Below are 20,759 nucleotides of genomic sequence, written 5' to 3' on the forward strand. Positions count from 1 at the left end.
GCCATTTGAAAATTATGTTTAGATACAAAAACCACTGCAATACATCCGCAAAAAAGATTGAGTAAGGTTATAATATTTGGAATATGCTTTTTTATGTTCATTTTTAAAAATTAAGATAGGCAAATTAAGCAAATTTAACACAATAAGTTTATACATTGTAGAGTTTTATTATATCAGATTTTTATTTAATCTTTGTACAAATATTTTTCCCCTTGAAGAAGCCACTACTTTTTGTTTTTATATTAATTTTTAGTCTTGCAAAAGCACAAACTGCTCGTAAATATTCTAACGAATTTATGAATATTGGTGTTGATGCACGTGCCTTTGGAATGTCAAATGCTATGGTAGCTCACACTGGCGATGTCAATTCTGGCTATTGGAACCCTGCGGGACTATTAAAAATTGAAGATCGAGAAGCTTCTCTCATGCATGCGAACTATTTTGCGAATATTGCGCAATATGATTATGCAGGTTTTGCTACAAAAATAGACGACAGAAGTGCTTGGGGCGCATCAATTATACGATTTGGTGTGGATGATATTTTAAATACTACAGAATTAATCGATCCGAGTGGAAACATCAATTACAATAGAATAAGCTTATTTTCTACGGCTGATTATGGCGTGACGTTTTCTTATGCAAGAAAATTGCCAATTCAAGGTTTTCAGTATGGTGTAAATGCCAAAGTAATTCGTCGGATTATTGGAAACTTTGCCAATTCTTGGGGTTTTGGATTTGATGTTGGATTGCAATTTGAGAAAAACGACTGGAAATTTGGTTTGATGCTTCGAGACATTACAACAACTTATAATATTTGGAATATTGATGAAGATGAGTTTGCAAAAATTAGAAATGCACAAACTTTAAATCCGCTTCAAAATCAAGATTTACCAGAAAATAGCGAAATTACTTTGCCAAAAGCACAATTGGGAATGGCTAAAAAATTTGAATTTCATAATGATATGAGCCTTTTGGCTTCGACCAATTTAAATATGCAGTTTCAACAAACCAACGATTTAATTTCCAATAGTATAGTAAGTATTGATCCCGCTTTGGGTTTCGAATTTGGATATAATAATTTAGTTTTTGCAAGAGCTGGTGCAGGAAATTTTCAAAGAATAACACAACTCGACGGAAGCAAAAATATTGGATTACAACCTAACATTGGACTCGGATTTCAGTACAAAGGCATTTCAATTGATTATGCTTTGACCGACTTGGGCGATCAGAGTGCTGCTTTGTATTCGAATGTATTTTCAGTAAAAGTTGATTTGAGTATTTTTAGATAAATTGGCTTTTATATTTTAAACCAAAGTTTGTAAATTTAAAAAAATGCAAAAAAAAATATTCTTACTTTTCAATTTTCTTTTTATAATTTCAAGCTATTCTCAAACATATCCCATTACAGAAAACACTAAAATAAGTGTTCTAACTGTGGGAACATCCAACGAATCACATTCGCTTTATGGTCATACTGCTTTAAGAATTTACGATTCTAAAACAAATATTGACATTGTTTATAACTACGGTATGTTTGATTTTAGTACCGAAAATTTTATGCTGAAATTTGTAAAAGGCGATTTGCAATATTATGCCGCAGCCTATGCATACCAAGATTTTGAGTACAACTATCACGAAGAAAATAGATCTATTTATGAGCAAGTTTTAAATATTTCATTATCAGAAAAACAACAATTATTTGATAAACTAAATACTTCATTGAATTCTAACGACAAATTTTATACTTATAAATTTATAGATAGAAATTGTACCACTAAAGTTATTGATATTCTAAATGAAGTTTTAGTCAATAGACCTATTGTTAAAAAGAATATTGACAATAAAACCTATCGTGATGTATTGTTTCCTTACGTTTCAGAGCAGTTTTATCAAAAGTTGGGTATCAGTATTATTTTTGGTCATAAAGTCGACAATCAGGCTACTGTTTTGTTTCTTCCATTGGATTTATTAGAAAATTTAAAAACTACAACCTATAACAATCAACCTTTAGTTTCGGAAATCAAAACTCTTTTTGAAGCCAAAAAGTCTATTGTTGGTTTTTCTTTTTTGGATAGTATTTATTCATTAATTGCTTTTTTAATGTTGTTTGTAATTTTTAATAACAACCGAATGAATATTGTTTATTTGATGATTTTGGGAATTATTGGATGGTTATTTTCGGCTATTGGTTTGTATTCATTTCACAAAGAAGTTTTATGGAATTATAACATTTTGCTTTTTAATCCGCTGTTTTTATTACTTGTATTTTTTATAGTTAGAAATAATACGAAATGGATTAAAAATATTAGTATTCTTTGTTTGGTTTTTTTGGCAATTTATATTGTTTACATGACAAACAAAATACATTTTACGATAGTTCTTCCAATAATAATTACAAATGTAATTATACTTTTAAGATTAGTTTTAAGACATAAAAAACTATTGCCCTCTGTAAAATAAAATTGTACTCACTGTTTTTACAGTAATATTTAAATCCAGAAAAAGGCTTCTGTGTTTGATGTAATACAAGTCATATTGTAATTTTATCAAACTGTCCTGCAATGTTTCTCCATAAGTATAATTGACTTGTGCCCAACCAGTAAGTCCAGGTTTTACAATATGTCTGGTTTGATAAAATGGCATAATATCTGCAATTTCTTTCACAAAAACAGGTCTTTCTGGTCTTGGACCAATAATTGCCATATCCCCTTTTAATACATTTATAAATTGTGGTACTTCATCCAGACGAGATTTTCGTAAAAATCTTCCAAAAGGAGTTATTCTCACATCGTTGTTAGTAGCAAAAACGGCACCGTTTTCTTCCGCATTTACAATCATGGAACGCAATTTATAAATCTTGAAAACATTTCCGTTTTGACCAACTCTTTCTTGTGAGTAAAACATGGCACCTCGATTGCCAATACCATTTCCAATTAAAATTAATGGTGAAATTATAAATCCAAGAATGAGTCCAATTGTAGAAAAAACAATTTCTAAAAATCTAACAAATATTAAATATAACTTATTATAATTGCTTCTTGAAAATGGAAAATATCGGTAAAAATCTCTAGCCAAATATTGAACTGGTATTCGTTGCGTAATACTTTCGTAAACGTTTGTATATTCTCGAATGGGAATACCATTTTCAAGCATTTTCATGAGTTGATTGTACATTTCCACAGTAATACTTTCCGTTTTTTGTGTGGCAACTACTATTTCTGAAATACTATTTTCTTGAATAAATATATCAATTTTTTCTAATGAAATACTTTTTATAATGTCGTGTTCTTTTTTGTTTTTTCCTTCTAAAGAAACATCAATATAGGCTTCAATTTTATAATTTGGGTCTACACTTTGAAGTTCTTTTACCAGTTCAACCAACTGATCCTGATCGCAAACTAATATTACTTTTTTAAAAAATCTTGTAGAGGCAAAAAATTTCACATAGACCATTCGCCATCCTAAAAGTGATATTAAAATAGCCAGATAAAACAAAATTATCTGCAATCTATTTTCTGGTAAAGAAGGTGTAATTATTGGAGTTAACAAGTAGACCAATACCGTAACAGAACTCGTTAATACAATACTTTTTAAAATTTGAAATTGATTGCTGGCCAATTGCAAATTATACATTTCGAATACTGTTCCAAAAAAAAGCAAATAAAGTGATAAAATAATGGTCCAATAAAAGTTTGATTCTGTAATTTGAAAATAATTAAATTCAAAAATTATACCTAATAAATATAGTACGCCCAAAACAGAAACTACATCAAAAAGTCGAAGCAAAATTTTGCGCTCAGAGATTTCGAAATGGATTTTTGATTTAAAGAACATTAATGGTAGGTTTTTAAGCAAATATCTTAAAATATTTGCTAAATGTCTAAATTGTCGGTTTCTATTTTTGGTTTTTCAATTGCATAAATATGTAGCAAAGATAAAGCATATATAAAAGCTGGTGCCGCAAGTCGCATGGCAGCATGATTGATTGTTAATAGCCAGAAGATAAAAAAAGGAATTAAATATACGTTTTTTCTGTTGTAACCAAAAGTTATTAATGGTGTAACTACTAATATTATCAATCCTATGATACCAAATATTCCATGTTCGGCAAGCATTCTTGTTATTTCATTATGAGAGGCAGTTTTTGACACATCACCTGTTCCTGATCTAATTTCTGTTCCTAGACCTACTCCTACTCCCAAAATAGGATTATCTGTGAACATTTTAATTTCGCTTTCAATTATAGTTTCTCTACCCGAAAGCATACTTTCTTTTACTCTACCTTTTGCGTCTTGATTTGCATATCTTTTTTCAATTAAACCACTTGTTTGACTTGAACTGTAAATACCAATAAACAAAAGTAATAACATTGAAAAACCCAAAATTAAAAATAATTTTATTTTACCAGATTGTTTCATAACCATAAATAAAATAAATAGTAATCCTGTAATCATAAAAAAAGAACAAATTATTCCACCTCTAGAAAATGTGACAATTCCACGAAAAGTAATTATAATAAATAATAAAATATTTAGAATTAAAATCCAAGTTTGCTTAGAATAAAATAATACTCTGGTAAAAACCAAGAAAATCCCAAGTCCAACTATTGTTGAAACTTGATTAGGTCCATATCCTCCTGAAGTTTCAAAATTTGATTGTGTACTGGTAATTACCGCTTTTATACTTGGCGCATATAAAAACATATAAGTAACCGTTGTAATTATTGGAAATAGCGCACATAATATTACATTGTCTAATTCTTTCAATGTAAGTTGCCTTTTGTAGCAATAAAGTGAAGAAATAGCCAAACATATAGGTCCAGATATATTAAATGCAATTGCTTTTCTTATATCTGTATATAAATTAAATGTCATCAATGCATATATTACACCAGGAATAAGAACAAGTAGGAAAATCCAGTAAGGCAAAGATTTTTTGCTAAATCCTGAAAAAAATAATCCTAGCAACATATAAATTATGACAGAATATTTTCCAATTTCATATAAAATAAATCCGCCTGTCATTCTTAAAACTACTTCACTTCCAACAATATAGGCTGCAATGTATAAAACTTGATTTTGTTTGTTTTGAGTAACAAATACTACATAAATACCAAAAAAATTTATTAAAAGACCATAAATTAAAGTAAAACTATCAAAAACATAAAGTAAAATACCAAACAATATGTGTAGTAAAACAATAGAAGTGTAAGCTATTTTTTTAGATTTCATTTATTGGTTGTAAACATGGATTAAGTCATTGATTGTTTTTTCTTGACTAAAATTATTTAGAATATGCTCATTTAAATTTATAGATATTGATTTTCTTAAATTCATATTAGAAACCAAATTTTTTAGATTTAATGATAAATCTTTAACATTTTCATTTTCAAACAATAAGCCAGTTTGTTTGTTAATTATTATATCTCCACAAAAACCAACATTTGAACATATTACTGGAAGATTTGCCAAACCATATTCTAGCAAAGTTACAGGAAATCCTTCGTTTGTTGAACATAAAACACCAATTGTAGCTTGAGATAAAATATGTTTTATGTCGGATTTTATGTCGTATAAATACACAAAATCATTCAAATTAAATTCGTCAACAAAATTGGAAATTTGTTTTGAATAATCATTATTAAAAATTTTGCCTACAAAATGTAGCGACCAATTCTCATCTTTTAAATTTAAAGACTGAAATGCTTTGAGTAATAAAATATGATTTTTAGGATTTTTTAAATTTGCAAGGCTAATAATTCTCTTATTATCTTGTCCAAATAATTTAGTTTCTGAAACAATATTTTCATCAAAACTAGCAAAATTTGACAATAGAATTATTTTTTTGAAACCAACATTAATAAACCAATCTTTAACTTGATGGTTTACCACCACAATTTTATTAAAAAAAAGCAAGCAAAAAATTAAAGGGATATTTTTAAATTTTGATTGCAAAGCACGATTTCCATAATGTTCGTGATAAATTATTTTGATTTTAAAATGTACCATTTTGAGTAGGAAAACTGTAAAAAAGGAAGTTCCATGAGCATGAAGAACTTCGATTTTATTTTGAATGATTGTTTCTTTTAAAACTTTTATTGACTTTAAATCGATAGTTTTTCTTTTATTCAAATAAAAATAAGGAACATTTTTATGCAATTGACTTTTTAATACGCCTTCATTTCTAGTTACTACAATGCCACTAAATTCAATTTTTTCATACAAAGCATTGGCAAAATTAACTGCCATTCTTTCTGCTCCGCCAGCATCCAAGGAATCTATAATTTGTAAAACCCTCATGCTTGCAAAAGTAGTTTTATTTCTTGCTCAAAATAGTCTAATGTATATTTTCTTGACCAATTAATCGCTTTTTCGCTCATTACATTATATCTATGATTATCTTGAATAAGTATTTGAATATTTTGTAGATCGTTTTGTAAATTGAGATTCAAAATTAAGCCCCTGTTTCCATTATCTAACATATTAGAAACACAAGAAATATGAGTTGCTATTGGTACACAACCCCAAAACATACCTTCGGCTATTACTTTTGGCCAACCTTCACTTTCAGATGGCAAAACGACGAAATGACTTTCCTGATAGGCTTTTTTTATAGTTTCCATATCTTGATTTCCTTTGATGAATACTTTTTCAGATAATTTATTATCCGTTATATAATCTTCTAAAACATTTCTTTGATTGCCTTCGCCAAAAAATAATAGCTCAACTTTGAAACCGTTTTCAAGAAGTTTTTCAATTAATTGAATGGCATACAAAGGTCTTTTTCCTGATGATAATGTGCCCACAAAAATAATTTTAATACCGTTTGAAAAGTTTCTTGGTTTGATGTCTGTTTTATCAAATTCAAAATAAGAAGCTGTAAAAAAAGATTTTAGATTTTTAGATTGATTTTCCCATTGACCATAAATTAAAACTTTCATGTTTCTTGTTAAGAAAGTATTGCTTAAAATCCATTTTTGCAATTTATAACTCCATGGATTTTTAGCTTTTGGATCCCAATTTCCAGCATATTTTGCAGTTTTTATTTTGCTTGGGAAAAATATCTGTGCAATTAATGCCAACAAACCAATGTTTCCAGGGCAACGTAAATGAATATGATCTGCCCAAATCATGGCTCTGAAAATTATAATCACATTATAAATTATCTGAAAAAAAGATTTAAAAATGGATACCAAAGATGTAACATTAAAATCTGATAATAAAAATATTTTTGAAATATTGAAAGGGATTTTTGAGATTAAAAGTCCATTTTCCTGTCTCCATTCAGGGCAACAAAAAGCAAATTCATTAGCATATTTTGACCAAATTTCCATTTCTTTAACATACGGACTGTAAGCAAACCAAGAATTGTCTTTATTTATTATCGGTGCATTTGAAACTACAAGTAACTTCATTATATATAACCTTTAGATCCATTTTTGGAAATTACAATTGCTGGAACGCCAGAGACTACAGAATTGTCTTCGACATGTGTAGTTACCAATGAACATGAACCAATTAAAACATTGTTGCCAATTATAATTTTTCCTGCAACTACAGAATTTACGCCTATATAAACATCGTTACCAATAATTGGAACACCTCGGTTATTGTCTGTCCCTGAAATACCAATGGTAACACCTTGAGAAATATTACAATTGTTACCAATTTCAGTATTTGCATTTAAAATAATACCCCCAAAATGTCCAATATAAAACGAATGTCCAATTTTTGCAGAGGCAGGAATAGAAATTCCTGTAATAATTTCGATGTTTTTTTGCCAAAATAATAGTGGAATTTTAAAAATAAAATTTAGTGGGAATATTTTAATTTTTGAATGAAAAAAATGTGCTATTCGATACTGAAATATAGCCCAAAAACCTTGTGTAAAAAAAACGATGCTGAAAAAATTTCCTCCGTATTTTTTGTACTTCTTATAATCCAATACTATTAAAGCCACTATTGTCATTAACTTATTTTATAATTGATTCGTAAAAAGAAATATTTTGATTGTAAATGATTTTTGGCTCAAATTTATTTATAACTTTCTTCCTTGCAAGTTTTCCAATACTTTCAAAATTCTTGCGCATTTTGAAGACTTTAATTACTGTATCCGCAATGTTATCGCTACTTTTAGTGTCACACAGCCAACCATTTATTTCATCATCAATTGTTTCTGGACCAGGTCCAAATTTCGTAAAAATAACTGGTTTTTGCATACTCATGGCTTCTGGAGCAACCAAGCCTTGAACTTCTACATGTGAAGGAAATATGCATATTTCCCCTTTTGCGTATACATTTGGCAATTCCTCGTAAATTACTGGCTTTAGAAATGTTACATGTTTTAAAATGGATTCTGATAATTGATCTAAAAGCCAATCCTTATAAAGCCTACCATCTGGAAAAAACCAATCTCGCCCGTATGCATACAAATGAAATTCGGGAAACTCTTCAATTATTTTTGGTATTGCCAAACAAAGTTGTCTTATTCCTTTTTTCTCACAGATAGTTCCTGCAAAAACTGCCGATCCAAAAATGATTTTAGATTTATCTTGAGGAGAAAATAAATCAATCAAAATTGGATTGTTAATTACTGTTTGAGGTTTTTTTTCGAAGTTTATATGCTTTAAAGTTTGTGTTTTTACAAATTCGGATGTGGCTATAACCGCGTCACATTTTTTGAAGGATTTTTTTTCTTGAAAAAATTTCCAAAAATTAATTTTTTTTCCTTCAAATTCTGCAAAAAAAGAATGTCCACCGTGCATTCTAATTATTTTTCTAATTCCAATTGGTGTTTTTATAAAAGCAAAACCTGCTTCTTGTGCTTCAATAACATCGATTGGTTTATTTTTATGGATAATTGAAATTTTTTTTGACAATTTTTTTGAATTAAAAAACCACTTTAATCCTTTAATTTTTGATTGTTGAAAATAAAAAATTTCAACACCATTTTTTTTTTCTATGATGTCTTTCTTAGAATTTACAGTCCCTACAATTGAGACACTGTGCCCATTTTCTATCAAAATTTTTGAATATGAAACCAAAAAAGTACCAATACCACCATAAGATATGTCTGGTAGTGGAAATTCATTTGCTATAAAACAGATATGCATTTGTTTGTAATTTTAAATGTTTTTTAAAATACTACTTGAAGCATTTTGATAGTCGCCCAATACAATTTTCTTCCAACTATCCATATGTTCATTATGGTTTAAAGATAATGCTTTTTCGATTTTATCTATTATTTCTCGTTTATTATCCAACCAAATAACAGCTTTTTTGTTTGGCATACTCCTAAAATGTTGAAATTGGTAAATGGTTTCTGTAGACCATCTTACGTCTAATTTTTCTTCTTGGTCATAATGTATAAAAATACAGGGTTTATCATACATTGCAAAATCAAAAGCCATAGTAGATCCCACATTAATTACAACATCGGAGTAGAAAGCAGTACTGGCTAATAATTTTACATCTTCAAAAGTAGGATAAATGGTAGTCCAATTTTTAGCATCATTAAAATACCACAATGGTGTTGCTTCTTTAATTAATCCTGCATATTTGTGTATAACTTTATCAAATCTTCCTGACAAATCTACTGGACATCTTCTAAATAAAATTTGGTATTTATTTTCAAATCCTGAATTTGCAATTTCTTTTGCAACATCTTCTAAGTATTTTGGGTCGTCTGGAGATGATTTCTCATCGTTGCCAGAAAAACAGATTACTTTTTTATTGAAATCTAGATTGTAATTTTTATAAAATATTTCTTTATCAATTATATTATCTTTATTTTCATAAAATTCGAATTGTGGCGTTCCTGTTACAATAACCTTATCCTGTGAAATTTCGGGATAATACAACTTCATTTCTTTTTTCATAAAATCCGACCAAACCAAATATTGATCAGCTCTAAGCGCCAATCTTGCTTTTGGCAAATTATCCCACGAATAAATAACGGTTGAAGTTGGAATTGCTAAATCTGCTGCGGCAGCAAAAATAGTAGCCATTTTTAAACCTCTTTGGTGGGAACAAAAAATGCCTAAGGGATTTTCTTTTTCTAAAATTGACTTAATTTCTTTATAAAATATATTTTTACGAATGGCTTTCTGGTAGCGAATTTCTAACTTTAAAATATTAGAATATTTTTTGTAAAATATTGAAATGGCTTCAATAGTTTTATAAAAAATCTTTTTCGAAAATGTTTTTTGATTCCAATTCCAGTTGGTTAAAAGTGACTTATTTTTAGTGATTTCTGAATTGTATTTTAATCTTGCCAAACAAATTAATTCTCTTAAAAATTTTTCTTTGATTGATTCTTTATATTCTGGTATCGTAATTTCATTTAAAATAGTAGTGTTTTTTTTAATTTCAGTAATTGATTGAGAATCAAAATTATGAAACAATATTAAATCGAATTTAGTATTCTTAAAAACCCTAGAATATAAATAATTTCTAATGCCAACACCATCTGGAAAAATTAAAAGTAGTTTATTATTTTTCATTGTATGTCTCTAAATTGTTTTTGGTGATTGAGATTCCAAATATCAAGATTTCTTAAAGATTGAAGAAATAATTCTGAGCTATTTCCATTTATAAAATCATTTTTCAAAGGTTGCATTTTATAATTATCAATATTTGACAATGCATTTGCAATTTCTTTTATTGAATAATCTACATTAATAATATCTGAATTTGAAGTTCTATTTTGTTGTCTTGTACCAATATTAATTACTGGAATACCAAAATATGGCGCTTCATGAATACCTGCACTACTGTTTCCAATAAGAAATTGGGCGTTTTTCAATAAGGTTAAAAAATATTCAAAACGTAGCGATGGAATTATTCTAAAACGGCTATCATTTTTTAATTTTTGATACGCTTCCAAAACAGTTTTACTTCCCAAATCGTTATTTGGAAAAATTACGACATAATTGTGATGGTCATTTAGCAAGCTTTGAACGAAATTTTCTGCATGCTCCTGCATTAATTTTGATTCTGTAGTTACTGGATGAAACATAACAATTGCGAAGGTTTCAAATTCAATTTGATAATATTTTTTTGCAGTTGCTACATCTGGCAAGTTAGTGGAAAACATAATATCCAAATCAGGGGAACCAATAACAAAGATGGATTCTGAAATTTCTCCCATTTGGATTAATCTTGATTTTGCTAACTGGTTCGAAACAAAGTGAATATGACTCATTTTGCTTGTAGCATGTCTTATTAATTCATCTATGGTTCCAGAAATTTCTCCACCTTCAATGTGAGAAACCAAAATATTGTTTAAAGACCCAACTATTGCACCTGCCAAAGCTTCTACCCTATCGCCATGAATTACAATTAGGTCAGGATTTATTTCTTTAACATAGGAAGACAATCCTGCAATAGTTTTTGCAAGTGTCAAATCCATAGTGGTTTCGTGAGTATGATTTTCGAAAGTATGGACGTTTGAAAATTTGCACCTTTCTATTTCCAAAAGTGTATAACCATATTCATGCTGTAAATGCATTCCAGTAACAAACACAAAAACTTCAAAATCTTGGTGTTTTTCAAGAATTTGAATGAGTGATTTTATTTTACCAAAATCGGCTCGAGTGCCTGTTAGGAATAAGATTTTTTTCATTTAGTGTTTTTTTGCCCCAGATGGAAATGGAAAGCCTTTTGAAATTGAAAACTAATTTTTGTTTTTGCAAAAAAGCGACTGAAGGAAGCTCTTTTTGGAAATTACAAAAATAGTTTGAAATGAAAAAGCTTGCAATGCACAGCTGGAATTGGCTCAAATAAATATTTTAAATTATATCTTGTAATGTTAATTGTTCGTCGTTTTGAATATCACGAGTTGCTGTTTTTCCTAGAATATCTTTGAAATGTTCAGCCAGAATTTTTCCTGTTCCTGAGCGTTTTACCCAAATATTTTCTTTGGTAAATGTTTCTCCTTTTTTTATGTTTGAAATACTACAAGCGGTAGAGAATGCAAAATGGAAGGTGACTTGTTCTTCGTTAGCAGATTTTTGAGTTCCACAAAGCATTTGAGCTATTTCGGGGCTATTGATAATGAGTTTCTTACACTCATTTTTATCCATACCAGAAAACATATCCGAACCTCTGCGGTTGATATAATCCATATAATGCGATAGATATTGATGCAACATCAACACTAAAATAATTGCAATTCCTCCAAGGAAATCAAGCTTTATAAGTCTATTATTATAATTAACCATTTCAATTATTAAAAAGGAATCTGTTAATACCTATTGTTGTTTGACCTTTTTCGATACAATCAAATCCGTAATCTTCAAGAATCTTATTGATATGTTCACGACAATTAAATTCATCGTGAATTTCAATAGCTATCAATTTTGTTATTTTTAAAAATTCTAAATTTGCATTTTGAGATGTAAAAACTTCTTTTTCAGAACCCTCTATATCAATTTTTAATATATCAATAATATCGAAATTATTATCTATTATTAATTGATTGATTGTATAGGCTTGAATTATACCTACTGTTTCTTCTGTTTCTATGACTCTAAAAGCCCAATCTGATTTATCTCGAAAATCATTTACAATTTTAAGCTTTTTATTTGAGTTCCAAACTCCGCCTTCAATTGGTTTGGATATGTTGAAATTATTATTGTTTAAATTATGTTCTAACATCATGAAATTTTCATTTTCTGGTTCAATAGATATAACATTTGCATAGTTAAAATGCTCTAAAAAATATATAGATGTTAAACCAATATTGCTACCTGCATCAATAATATTTAATTTATAATCAATACTATTTTTAAAATTTTTATTGTAAAGCTTTACAACAGGCAAATATTCATCCCAAATGAATACTTGACTAAAAACTAAAATGTCACTTGATGGGATTTTCCTTAATTTTATTTTAGAATTAGTATTGTTTTTAATTTGTATAATAAACGCATTGTCTAATTCTTTTATAAGAAATGCATTAGGAATAATTAAACTACAATAAAATGAATAAAAATTTTTCTCGTTTTGTGATGTTTTAATTTTAAATATAGTTTTGAATAAATAAGTTAATACTCTAAACCTGTTTTTAAAGTTTATTCTATTAAGGTTTAAAATTTTATTTGTAGATGTCATTTTTTCGATGCTTTGTTAATTTCAAATTTAATATTTAAAAGTAAAAAATCATATCTAAGGTTTTTTAAATAATTAATATTATTTGTTATTAATATTTTTAAAAAAAATGAACATATTAAAGATGTTACACTTTGAGGTTTCATATCATACATGAGGTTTTTTGCTATGCTCTCATTTTTAATCCTCCTCAAACTTGATTTTTCATCTCTTTTAATAAAATAAAAAAAAGTTTCATTCATATCTATAATCTCATATCCGTTATCATATACTCTTTGAGACCATTCCTTATCTTCACTAAAAACCAACTCTTCATTGAATTTATAATCTAACCAAATTTCTTTATTTACAATGGCGCAACCAGTCATCAAGCCATATTTTAATGGTTCTTTAATAACAAAATTATTTTGGACAGCTCTATTGTAATTCTCAATACTATTAATAAATCTGACTCCTGCAATTTTATTAGAATTTTTTAAAACAGAAATTGTGTTTTTAAAGAAACTATTACCCACAGGTATTGAGTGAGAGCTCAGAAGCAAAACATATTTTGAGGATGACATTTCAATACCTAAATTTGTTGCGCGACCATAACTGAAATTATCTATATTGAATATTTTACAATTGAATTTTTTAGCTATATCAATACTATTATCTATGGAATTATTATCGATAATTATGATTTCATTGTAATCATTTGAATATACGCTTGTTAAGATTGACAGTATTTTTTCAAGTGCTACTCCTTCGTTTCTATTTCTAATAACTATTGAAATCATAATAATGCAAATTTAATAATATGTGTGTAACACTTCGATTAAGTTTATTTATTAATGGCAGATTTGATATATTTCCTTTTGTAAGTTTACGATTTATGGCTTCTGTTGTAGATTTTTATTAGATAAACTATTTTATTTTTCATTATCCATACAAATAGTTCATAAAAATTTAATTAATACTTTAAAAAAATTAAAAATAATAAATCATTTAAAATCTTCAAAAGTCAATTGTTCATCATTTTGAATATCACGAGTTGCTGTTTTTCCAAGAATATCTTTGAAATATTCCGCGAGAATTTTTCCTGTTCCTGGCCGTTTTACCCAAATATTCTCTTTCGTAAATAGTTCTCCTTCTCTGATATTTGCAATAGTACAAACCGTTGCAAAAGCAAAATCGATGGTTACTTGCTCTTCATCGGCTGGTTTTTTGATTCCGCCACGCATTTGCCAAATTTCATTGGTTGAAATTACGAGTTCTTTGGTCGCGTTTTCGTCCATGCTGCAGACAATATCTGGCCCTTGACGGTGCATTGTGTCGGTAAAGTGTCGCTCAAGAATACTTGCGCCCAAAGCAACTGCTCCCAAACAAGCGTTGTTATTTAATGTGTGGTCAGAAAGTCCGAAAACTTTATTTGGAAATGCATTGTGTAAATCGGTCATCGCTCCAAAACGAACCAAATGAATGGGTGTTGGATATAAATTGGTGGTATGCAAAAGTGCTACTGGAATTTTATGCTTGTCAAATATTTCGACCGCTTTTCGAACAGATTCTACAGTGTTCATTCCTGTACTCAAAATGATAGGTTTGCCAAAAGTAGCAATATGTTCCAAAAGCGGATAATTATTGCATTCGCCAGAGCCTATTTTGTAAGCTGGAATATCAAATTTTTTCAAACGTTCCGCTGCAGCACGAGAAAATGGGGTTGATATAAAAATAATGCCTTGGCTCTCTACGTAGTTTTTGAGTTCCAATTCATCAGCTTCATTAAGTGCGCAGCGTTCCATAATTTCATAAATAGAAACGGTTGCGTTGCCAGGAATTACTTTTTTGGCTTCTTTATTCATTTCGTCAGCAACAATATGGGTTTGGTGCTTGACAACCTCTGCTCCTGCTCGCTTGGCTGCATCGACCATTTGCTTGGCAACTTGCAGAGAACCTTCGTGATTGATGCCAATTTCGGCAATGACTAATGGCGGAAAATCTTGACCTATTTTGCGACCTGCGATTTCTATAAATGGATTCATTTTTGTTCAAATTTGTTAAGCAAATATTTTGCATATTCAAAATCTTCATTTGTGTCAATATCCACATTGGCAAAAATATGATTTACTTCCAATGGAAATGCATTTTCTGAGATAATTACATCATCTAAAATTAATTTTGCTTTGGTAATATATAATAATCCGTTTTCAAAAAATAAAGGTTCTAAATCTTGGCTTCGTTGACCTATTTCATAATTGAATGGTTTAAATTTATTGTCCAAAATTTTTCCGAGTTTTTGAAAATTTCTAGACACTGTAAATAAACTATCATAATTTTCTTGGTTGAAAATCTCAAAAGCTTCATTTAATAAATTTTCTGGACGTAACGGATTTGTTGGTTGCAACAGAATAACATTATCCACTTGTTCCATATCCTCCAAAACGTGTTTTAGCGCAGAAACAGTTGGTTCGAAATCGCCTGAAATGTTTTCAGGACGATCAATAACTTTTGCTCCATATTGAATTGCTATTTTTTTGATTTCTTTACTATCTGTTGAGACATAAACTTCACTAATAAAATTATGCTGCTTTGCAAATATGATACTGTGAGCCAATAAAGGAATATTGCCTAAATGCATAATATTTTTGTTTGGCAAACGCTTTGAGCCGGCGCGAGCTGGAATTATAGCTATTGTTTTCAAAATTAAATTAATTCAGATTAATAGTTTTTGGATTTTGTTTTAAATGAAAAACACGCAACCAAATTTCGAATACTAAAATACTGTATAAAACTTTACCAATAGCAAATGTTGGTTTTATTCGATAATTAATTATCAATTCTAAAACATATTTTTTATTTATTAAATCTAAATCTTCTGAAATATTTTCACTGACTAATTTTATCAATAAATCATTCCATGTTGTTTTCAGATAATCATAATATGGAATAGAAAAACCCTTTTTAGGAGATTCGAAAAACGGCTTTGGCAAATATTCTGATCCAATACTTTTTAAAATTTGTTTATCGATTCCGTTTGGCATTAATTGATTTATTGATAATTGCGATGTAAAATCAATAATGCGATGGTCTAAAAAAGGCGCTCGAGATTCTACTGAATAAAACATATTAGCAGAATCCATTTTATGTAAAAAATCATTGACTAGCTTATTTTTAACTCCAACATAAAGAAATTTATCGGCATCTTGTGTTGTGAAATAATTTGATTCATTAAAATATTTAGAGTTTTTATTTTCAAATAATTGATTTGATTTTAATAAAATTTTTGCTTCATTTAGATTTAAAATCGAATTTTCAAAATAGGTTTCTAAACCTGCATATTTAAGGATTCTTTTATCATTTAATTTTTTTGACAAAAACGAATTGCTGCTTTTTAAAATGTTTCCAACAATGAATTTAGTAAAGAAATTTCCCGTAAATTTTGTTTCATTATACTTAACTGGCAATTTATAACCCCCGAAAATTTCGTCACCGCCATCGCCAGAAAGCATTACTTTGAAATCTTTTTGAGCCTCGTTGGCAATTGCCATTGTTGGAATCAATGAAGCATCCGCTAAAGGTTCTATTGTTTTTAGAATTTTAGGTAAATCGTTCACACAATTGTCATCAAGAATAACAATTGTGTGATTAATTTTAAGCTTTTTAGCAACATAAGATGCAGATTCGGCTTCGTCAAAATTTTTGTTTTCTGGAGTTGACATTGTTATTGCAGTTATGTCTGATTTATTTTTTGATGCAATCGAAGCAATGACTGATGAATCTACACCGCCACTCAAAAATAAACCGACAGGAACATCGGCAATTAATTGTTCGTGAACAGAATCTATTAATAATTGATGGATTTTTTCTTTGGATTCTTTGAATGTTGATTCTATTTTGTTAGAATAATCCAAGGTCCAATATTTTTTTTTATTAATATCGTTTGCATTTATTTTCATGAGATATCCTGGCTGTAATTTATGAATTCCATGATAAATACACGAATCAACATCAATACTTTGCTGTGATAAAAGTTCGAAAATGGCTTGTTTGCTAATTTCTAATTTATGGTTTGTAAGTTCTACAATTCCCGCTAGATTAGATGCAAAAGCAAAATACTTGTGTGGTTCATGAATGAAATAAAATGGTTTTTCTCCAAATCTATCTCTAGCAACAAATAATTCTTTGGTTTCATTATCCCAAATCGCAAAAGCAAACATTCCTCGCAATTTTTCGACGATTTCTTGTCCAAATTTTATAAATCCCTGTAATAAAACTTCGGTATCTGATGTGCTAATAAAATTAATTCCAAGATTTTGTAGTTCGCATTTTATTTCTTGAAAATTATAAATTTCACCATTAAAAACAATTGAATATCGTTTGTCAACAGAGTTCATTGGTTGGTTAGATCTTGTATTTAAATCTAAAATCGACAAACGATTGTGTCCCAAAATGCAATTAGAATAAACTTGAAAATTAGAATAATCTGGTCCACGATAATTCATCTCGAGCAAAGATTTTTCTATTTTAGAAGCATCAGAATTTGAAATTTCGACCCAATTTATTAAACCATTTATTGCGCACATAAATTTATAGGTTTAATCGTTTATGCCATTTATTAAAAATCGCTGCGAATTTTTTTGACCATTCTTCGTAATCTAAAATTTGATTTCCCGAATTGTTATTTTGCCAGTTATTTTCTATTTCTAAATAAGATTTTTGGTAACTATCCTTCCAGTTTTCTACTTGATTTGGATTTTTTATCAAAATACCATTTTCTGGTAGAAAAAAATCAGAAACGCCACCATTATCGGCAGCAATGCAAAAACAACCCGAACAAATTGCTTGAGACAAACTGAGTCCAAAGCCTTCTTTCCAGAGTGTTGGAAACAAATAAACATGGGTCAATTTGTAATATTCGTTAACCAAATCGGTTGAAATTTGCCCTAGAAAATGAACGTTTTCAATTTTTAAATTTCTATTGGCTCCAACAATTAACAATTCAACGTTTTTTGGTTTATTCGCCCAATCTTTCCAAGCATTTAGAACGATATCTAAACCTTTTTTTTCTCGATCATGCGAAAGCCATAAATAAACTATTTTATTTTCGAAATTATATTTTTTGAGAATAATTTCTTTATCGGATTTTGAAATTGGATGAAATTTATTTTTATCAATAGGATTATTTAAAACTGAAATTTCGGGTGTTAATTCTGAATATTTATTTTTATTAAATTGATAGGCTGATTTGGTCAAAAAAATCATTTCATCGATATTTTTGAGAAATTTTTTGTTTTCTAAATCTTCTAAAAAATAAGAATAGCCACAATTATAAAAAATAAGTGTAACATGATTTTTTAATTTTTTGATTTCAATCCAATCACTAATTGTGTTTTTAAGTTTTATATTATCAATAACACAAATTATTAAATGGTCATTTTCTTTGAATAAATCATTTAAGACATCGATATAATTTTTGAATCTAAAATCAGGAAAAAATTTATTTATTATTCTGTTTTTGAATTGTGAAACTTTAAAAAAATGCGTTTTTGAAACTAAACTTTCATTAGTTTTACCGCAAATAAAGTGATCAATATTATTAAAATCTGATTTTAAAAAATATTCAATTCGTTGCGTCCAAGAACCATTTTTAGCAAACGGAATTGGTTGTTCGGTAATGATTATTTTTGAAGTTTTCACTAAAAATTATTTTTAATATTCTGTAATTTCGGAGTTACTTAATCCTTTATATTTAAAAAAAATATCTCTAAAAGTTTTTTTTGCTAAAATACGGCTTATTAATCTTCCTATTTTCATTTGAATAAAATTAAATCGAATTGAGCTTTTTAAATCGTTGTAATCAATCGAGACATTAGGTTTTATTGTTTTTAGAAGCTCAAATTCTTCATACATCCATTTTTCAGTACGATTTCCCATATGATATGCCAAATTATTTTTGGTTGCTAGCCTCAAAAAACCAAGTTCCTCATTTGGTAAATCAATAAACTTTCCTTCGACTCCTTTTTGTATTTTTATAAAAGCTGGCTCCGCAGTTCCTTTATCGAAAACTTCTCTTCGTATTGTAGCCACAAAATGACCACAACCCATAACAGCTTCTTGATTATTGGATTTATTTTTTAGTATTAAATATTTTTCGAGATGTACTTTTTTATAAAACTTTATTTCGTTTCCTAAACTATCGTCAAGTCTTTGCAAACCCAATGGGTCAATAACACTGCCAAAAAAAAGTTTACCTCTAAATAATGCATAAATCCAATTGTTGGCAGTTCGATTGTTAAAAGCAATACTGGACGGCACTGGACTGACCATTCCTGCTTGAGGAAAATTTTTAAGAATGACTTCTACTTCAGATTGCCAATTCTGTTTGAACAAAACATCTGCATCAGTTATTGTTACAATTGGTTCCAAATTACCTTTTACAGCAGCCAAAATTGCATTTATTTTCCCCAAATTTTCTTTGGAATGAAAAACTTGATCTATGAATTTTGACTCTTCATATTTCGAATCTAAATAATTTTTAATTATATCATTAGAATTATTGTTATAAATTGTTATTCTGGTTTTTTCATGAATGGTTAACAAAATGGATTCTAGGCAAAGTCTAAAAACTTCAAAAGCTTGTTCAAAATAGCCTTCGAAATTTGGAATATATACTGGAATAACTATTCTATGATAATTTTCGACTACTAAATTATTGGCTGTTTTTTCAGGATTATTACCTATTCTCATAGTGAGTTATTAATTTATTGATACCAACTTCTAATGTTATAAGTTCTCTGCCCAAAATATTTTTCATTTTTGTGGTATCTGGACATCTACGAGTCATATCACCTTCTTCTAGTGGTGGCAAATGAATTATTTTGGATTTTGAATTGGTAATACTGATTATTTTTTCTGCAAGTGATAATATTGTCATTTCTTTATCGCTACCTACATTAAGCACGTCGTTCAAACAAACATCAATATTCATTGCTTTTACACAGGTATCAATATTATCGTCAACATAACAAAAAGAACGAGTTTGAAGTCCGTCACCATACAAATAAATTGGTTCGTTTTTTAAAGCTGCTTTTACAAATCTTGGCACTACAAAATCTTCACTTTGGTTTGGACCGTAAGTATTGAAAAATCTAAAAATGGTATAATTTAATCCATATTCTTGAAAATAGGATTTGAAAAATGCTTCACCTACATTTTTAACAATTGCATACGGAAGCCTTGAATTTAAAGGTGTTGTATTTTCATTTTGAGGAATTTCGAATGGTTCGCCATACACCTCGGAAGAACTTGAAAAGAAAACTCTTTTTATTCCTGAATTTTTGGATAATGATAGTATATTTTTTATGCCTTCAATATCATTCAAAACCATCATTGGATTTTCTAGAGTGCGCTTAACTCCAACAACCGCAGCATAATGGAAAACATAATCAAAATTATATCTGCCAAAAATAGGAACAATATCATTATAGTTATTGGCATCTGCTTTGATAAATTTGACATTTTCTTTTTGAGGTATTTTCGAAATACTTCCAGTTGAAAGATTATCGACAATAACAATAAAATTATTTGAATTTTCAGATAATTTATTGGCCAAAGCACTTGCTACATTTCCTGCACCTCCTGTGATTAATATGGTTGAGATCATTTAGG

General features: G+C 28.7%; 19 protein-coding genes and 1 pseudogene. 2 read left to right on the forward strand and 18 right to left on the reverse strand.

The window, feature by feature from the left end:
- Positions 1 to 101: pseudogene (locus RMN92_RS09530) on the reverse strand (phosphatidylserine synthase); the annotation flags it as partial.
- Between the two features lie 195 nt (positions 102 to 296).
- On the opposite strand from RMN92_RS09530, the gene RMN92_RS09535 reads away from it, so the two are divergent.
- Both RMN92_RS09535 and RMN92_RS09540 read left to right on the forward strand, forming a co-directional pair.
- The gene (locus RMN92_RS09535; RefSeq protein ID WP_309609252.1) at positions 297 to 1,289 is read left to right on the forward strand and encodes a PorV/PorQ family protein; all 993 of its coding nucleotides are present in this window, start codon (positions 297 to 299) and stop codon (positions 1,287 to 1,289) included.
- A 43-nt stretch (positions 1,290 to 1,332) separates the two neighbouring features.
- Complete coding sequence (locus tag RMN92_RS09540) at positions 1,333 to 2,460, forward strand: DUF4105 domain-containing protein (protein WP_309609227.1); 1,128 nt, start codon at positions 1,333 to 1,335, stop codon at positions 2,458 to 2,460.
- Here the strand turns inward: RMN92_RS09540 and RMN92_RS09545 are convergent.
- From RMN92_RS09545 to RMN92_RS09625, 17 genes are all read right to left on the reverse strand, one after another.
- Positions 2,440 to 3,834 carry a sugar transferase gene (locus RMN92_RS09545; RefSeq protein WP_309609228.1) on the reverse strand — a complete coding sequence of 465 codons (1,395 nt, stop codon included), beginning with the start codon at positions 3,832 to 3,834 and terminating at the stop codon, positions 2,440 to 2,442. The two genes, RMN92_RS09540 and RMN92_RS09545, sit on opposite strands and share 21 nt — an antisense overlap.
- A gap of 38 nt (positions 3,835 to 3,872) precedes the next feature.
- On the reverse strand, positions 3,873 to 5,231 hold the full coding sequence (locus RMN92_RS09550) for an O-antigen ligase family protein (protein WP_309609229.1): 1,359 nt from the start codon (positions 5,229 to 5,231) through the stop codon (positions 3,873 to 3,875).
- Positions 5,232 to 6,299 (reverse strand): glycosyltransferase, encoded by a 1,068-nt coding sequence (locus RMN92_RS09555; protein ID WP_309609230.1) that lies wholly within the window; start codon positions 6,297 to 6,299, stop codon positions 5,232 to 5,234.
- The gene (locus RMN92_RS09560; RefSeq protein ID WP_309609231.1) at positions 6,296 to 7,414 is read right to left on the reverse strand and encodes a glycosyltransferase; all 1,119 of its coding nucleotides are present in this window, start codon (positions 7,412 to 7,414) and stop codon (positions 6,296 to 6,298) included. Before RMN92_RS09560 ends, RMN92_RS09555 begins: the two co-directional genes overlap by 4 nt.
- Entirely contained in the window at positions 7,414 to 7,968 is a 555-nt protein-coding gene (locus RMN92_RS09565) for a DapH/DapD/GlmU-related protein (RefSeq protein ID WP_309609232.1), read from the reverse strand. Before RMN92_RS09565 ends, RMN92_RS09560 begins: the two co-directional genes overlap by 1 nt.
- Positions 7,969 to 7,972: 4 nt before the next feature.
- A complete protein-coding gene (locus tag RMN92_RS09570; protein ID WP_309609233.1) occupies positions 7,973 to 9,112 on the reverse strand; it encodes a glycosyltransferase family 4 protein in 1,140 nt (379 codons plus the stop codon).
- A gap of 12 nt (positions 9,113 to 9,124) precedes the next feature.
- Positions 9,125 to 10,501, reverse strand: a complete 1,377-nt coding sequence (locus RMN92_RS09575) for a hypothetical protein (protein ID WP_309609234.1) — start codon at positions 10,499 to 10,501, stop codon at positions 9,125 to 9,127.
- Entirely contained in the window at positions 10,498 to 11,622 is a 1,125-nt protein-coding gene (gene neuC / locus RMN92_RS09580; protein WP_309609235.1) for a UDP-N-acetylglucosamine 2-epimerase, read from the reverse strand. Before neuC ends, RMN92_RS09575 begins: the two co-directional genes overlap by 4 nt.
- Before the next feature lie 166 nt (positions 11,623 to 11,788).
- Positions 11,789 to 12,220 carry an SAF domain-containing protein gene (locus tag RMN92_RS09585; protein WP_309609236.1) on the reverse strand — a complete coding sequence of 144 codons (432 nt, stop codon included), beginning with the start codon at positions 12,218 to 12,220 and terminating at the stop codon, positions 11,789 to 11,791.
- Between the two features lies 1 nt (position 12,221).
- Entirely contained in the window at positions 12,222 to 13,112 is an 891-nt protein-coding gene (locus tag RMN92_RS09590) for an FkbM family methyltransferase (protein ID WP_309609237.1), read from the reverse strand.
- Positions 13,109 to 13,888, reverse strand: a complete 780-nt coding sequence (locus tag RMN92_RS09595) for a glycosyltransferase (RefSeq protein WP_309609238.1) — start codon at positions 13,886 to 13,888, stop codon at positions 13,109 to 13,111. Before RMN92_RS09595 ends, RMN92_RS09590 begins: the two co-directional genes overlap by 4 nt.
- 204 nt (positions 13,889 to 14,092) lie before the next feature.
- Entirely contained in the window at positions 14,093 to 15,133 is a 1,041-nt protein-coding gene (gene neuB, locus RMN92_RS09600; RefSeq protein WP_309609239.1) for an N-acetylneuraminate synthase, read from the reverse strand.
- On the reverse strand, positions 15,130 to 15,792 hold the full coding sequence (locus RMN92_RS09605) for an acylneuraminate cytidylyltransferase family protein (RefSeq protein ID WP_309609240.1): 663 nt from the start codon (positions 15,790 to 15,792) through the stop codon (positions 15,130 to 15,132). Before RMN92_RS09605 ends, neuB begins: the two co-directional genes overlap by 4 nt.
- A 7-nt stretch (positions 15,793 to 15,799) precedes the next feature.
- Positions 15,800 to 17,674: an asparagine synthase (glutamine-hydrolyzing) gene (gene asnB / locus RMN92_RS09610; RefSeq protein WP_309609241.1), complete on the reverse strand. Its 1,875-nt coding sequence runs from the start codon at positions 17,672 to 17,674 to the stop codon at positions 15,800 to 15,802.
- A 4-nt stretch (positions 17,675 to 17,678) separates the two neighbouring features.
- The gene (locus RMN92_RS09615; RefSeq protein ID WP_309609242.1) at positions 17,679 to 18,788 is read right to left on the reverse strand and encodes a glycosyltransferase family 4 protein; all 1,110 of its coding nucleotides are present in this window, start codon (positions 18,786 to 18,788) and stop codon (positions 17,679 to 17,681) included.
- A gap of 12 nt (positions 18,789 to 18,800) precedes the next feature.
- Positions 18,801 to 19,838, reverse strand: coding sequence for a glycosyltransferase family 2 protein (locus RMN92_RS09620; protein ID WP_309609243.1), 1,038 nt, complete (start codon positions 19,836 to 19,838; stop codon positions 18,801 to 18,803).
- Complete coding sequence (locus RMN92_RS09625) at positions 19,825 to 20,754, reverse strand: NAD-dependent epimerase/dehydratase family protein (RefSeq protein ID WP_309609244.1); 930 nt, start codon at positions 20,752 to 20,754, stop codon at positions 19,825 to 19,827. Before RMN92_RS09625 ends, RMN92_RS09620 begins: the two co-directional genes overlap by 14 nt.
- Positions 20,755 to 20,759: the final 5 nt, after the last annotated feature.

The organism is Flavobacterium sp. (assembly GCF_031363805.1).
GTDB lineage: Bacteria > Bacteroidota > Bacteroidia > Flavobacteriales > Flavobacteriaceae > Flavobacterium.

Coding starts and splice junctions, on each gene's coding strand:
- RMN92_RS09590 (WP_309609237.1), bottom strand. CDS start 13,112: ATGACATCTACAAATAAAATTTTAAACCTTAATAGAATAAACTTTAAA.
- RMN92_RS09565 (WP_309609232.1), bottom strand. CDS start 7,968: ATGACAATAGTGGCTTTAATAGTATTGGATTATAAGAAGTACAAAAAA.
- RMN92_RS09550 (WP_309609229.1), bottom strand. CDS start 5,231: ATGAAATCTAAAAAAATAGCTTACACTTCTATTGTTTTACTACACATA.
- RMN92_RS09620 (WP_309609243.1), bottom strand. CDS start 19,838: ATGAGAATAGGTAATAATCCTGAAAAAACAGCCAATAATTTAGTAGTC.
- RMN92_RS09575 (WP_309609234.1), bottom strand. CDS start 10,501: ATGAAAAATAATAAACTACTTTTAATTTTTCCAGATGGTGTTGGCATT.
- RMN92_RS09545 (WP_309609228.1), bottom strand. CDS start 3,834: ATGTTCTTTAAATCAAAAATCCATTTCGAAATCTCTGAGCGCAAAATT.
- RMN92_RS09540 (WP_309609227.1), top strand. CDS start 1,333: ATGCAAAAAAAAATATTCTTACTTTTCAATTTTCTTTTTATAATTTCA.
- RMN92_RS09555 (WP_309609230.1), bottom strand. CDS start 6,299: ATGAGGGTTTTACAAATTATAGATTCCTTGGATGCTGGCGGAGCAGAA.
- RMN92_RS09595 (WP_309609238.1), bottom strand. CDS start 13,888: ATGATTTCAATAGTTATTAGAAATAGAAACGAAGGAGTAGCACTTGAA.
- asnB (WP_309609241.1), bottom strand. CDS start 17,674: ATGTGCGCAATAAATGGTTTAATAAATTGGGTCGAAATTTCAAATTCT.
- RMN92_RS09570 (WP_309609233.1), bottom strand. CDS start 9,112: ATGCATATCTGTTTTATAGCAAATGAATTTCCACTACCAGACATATCT.
- RMN92_RS09625 (WP_309609244.1), bottom strand. CDS start 20,754: ATGATCTCAACCATATTAATCACAGGAGGTGCAGGAAATGTAGCAAGT.
- neuC (WP_309609235.1), bottom strand. CDS start 11,622: ATGAAAAAAATCTTATTCCTAACAGGCACTCGAGCCGATTTTGGTAAA.
- RMN92_RS09535 (WP_309609252.1), top strand. CDS start 297: ATGAATATTGGTGTTGATGCACGTGCCTTTGGAATGTCAAATGCTATG.
- RMN92_RS09560 (WP_309609231.1), bottom strand. CDS start 7,414: ATGAAGTTACTTGTAGTTTCAAATGCACCGATAATAAATAAAGACAAT.
- neuB (WP_309609239.1), bottom strand. CDS start 15,133: ATGAATCCATTTATAGAAATCGCAGGTCGCAAAATAGGTCAAGATTTT.
- RMN92_RS09585 (WP_309609236.1), bottom strand. CDS start 12,220: ATGGTTAATTATAATAATAGACTTATAAAGCTTGATTTCCTTGGAGGA.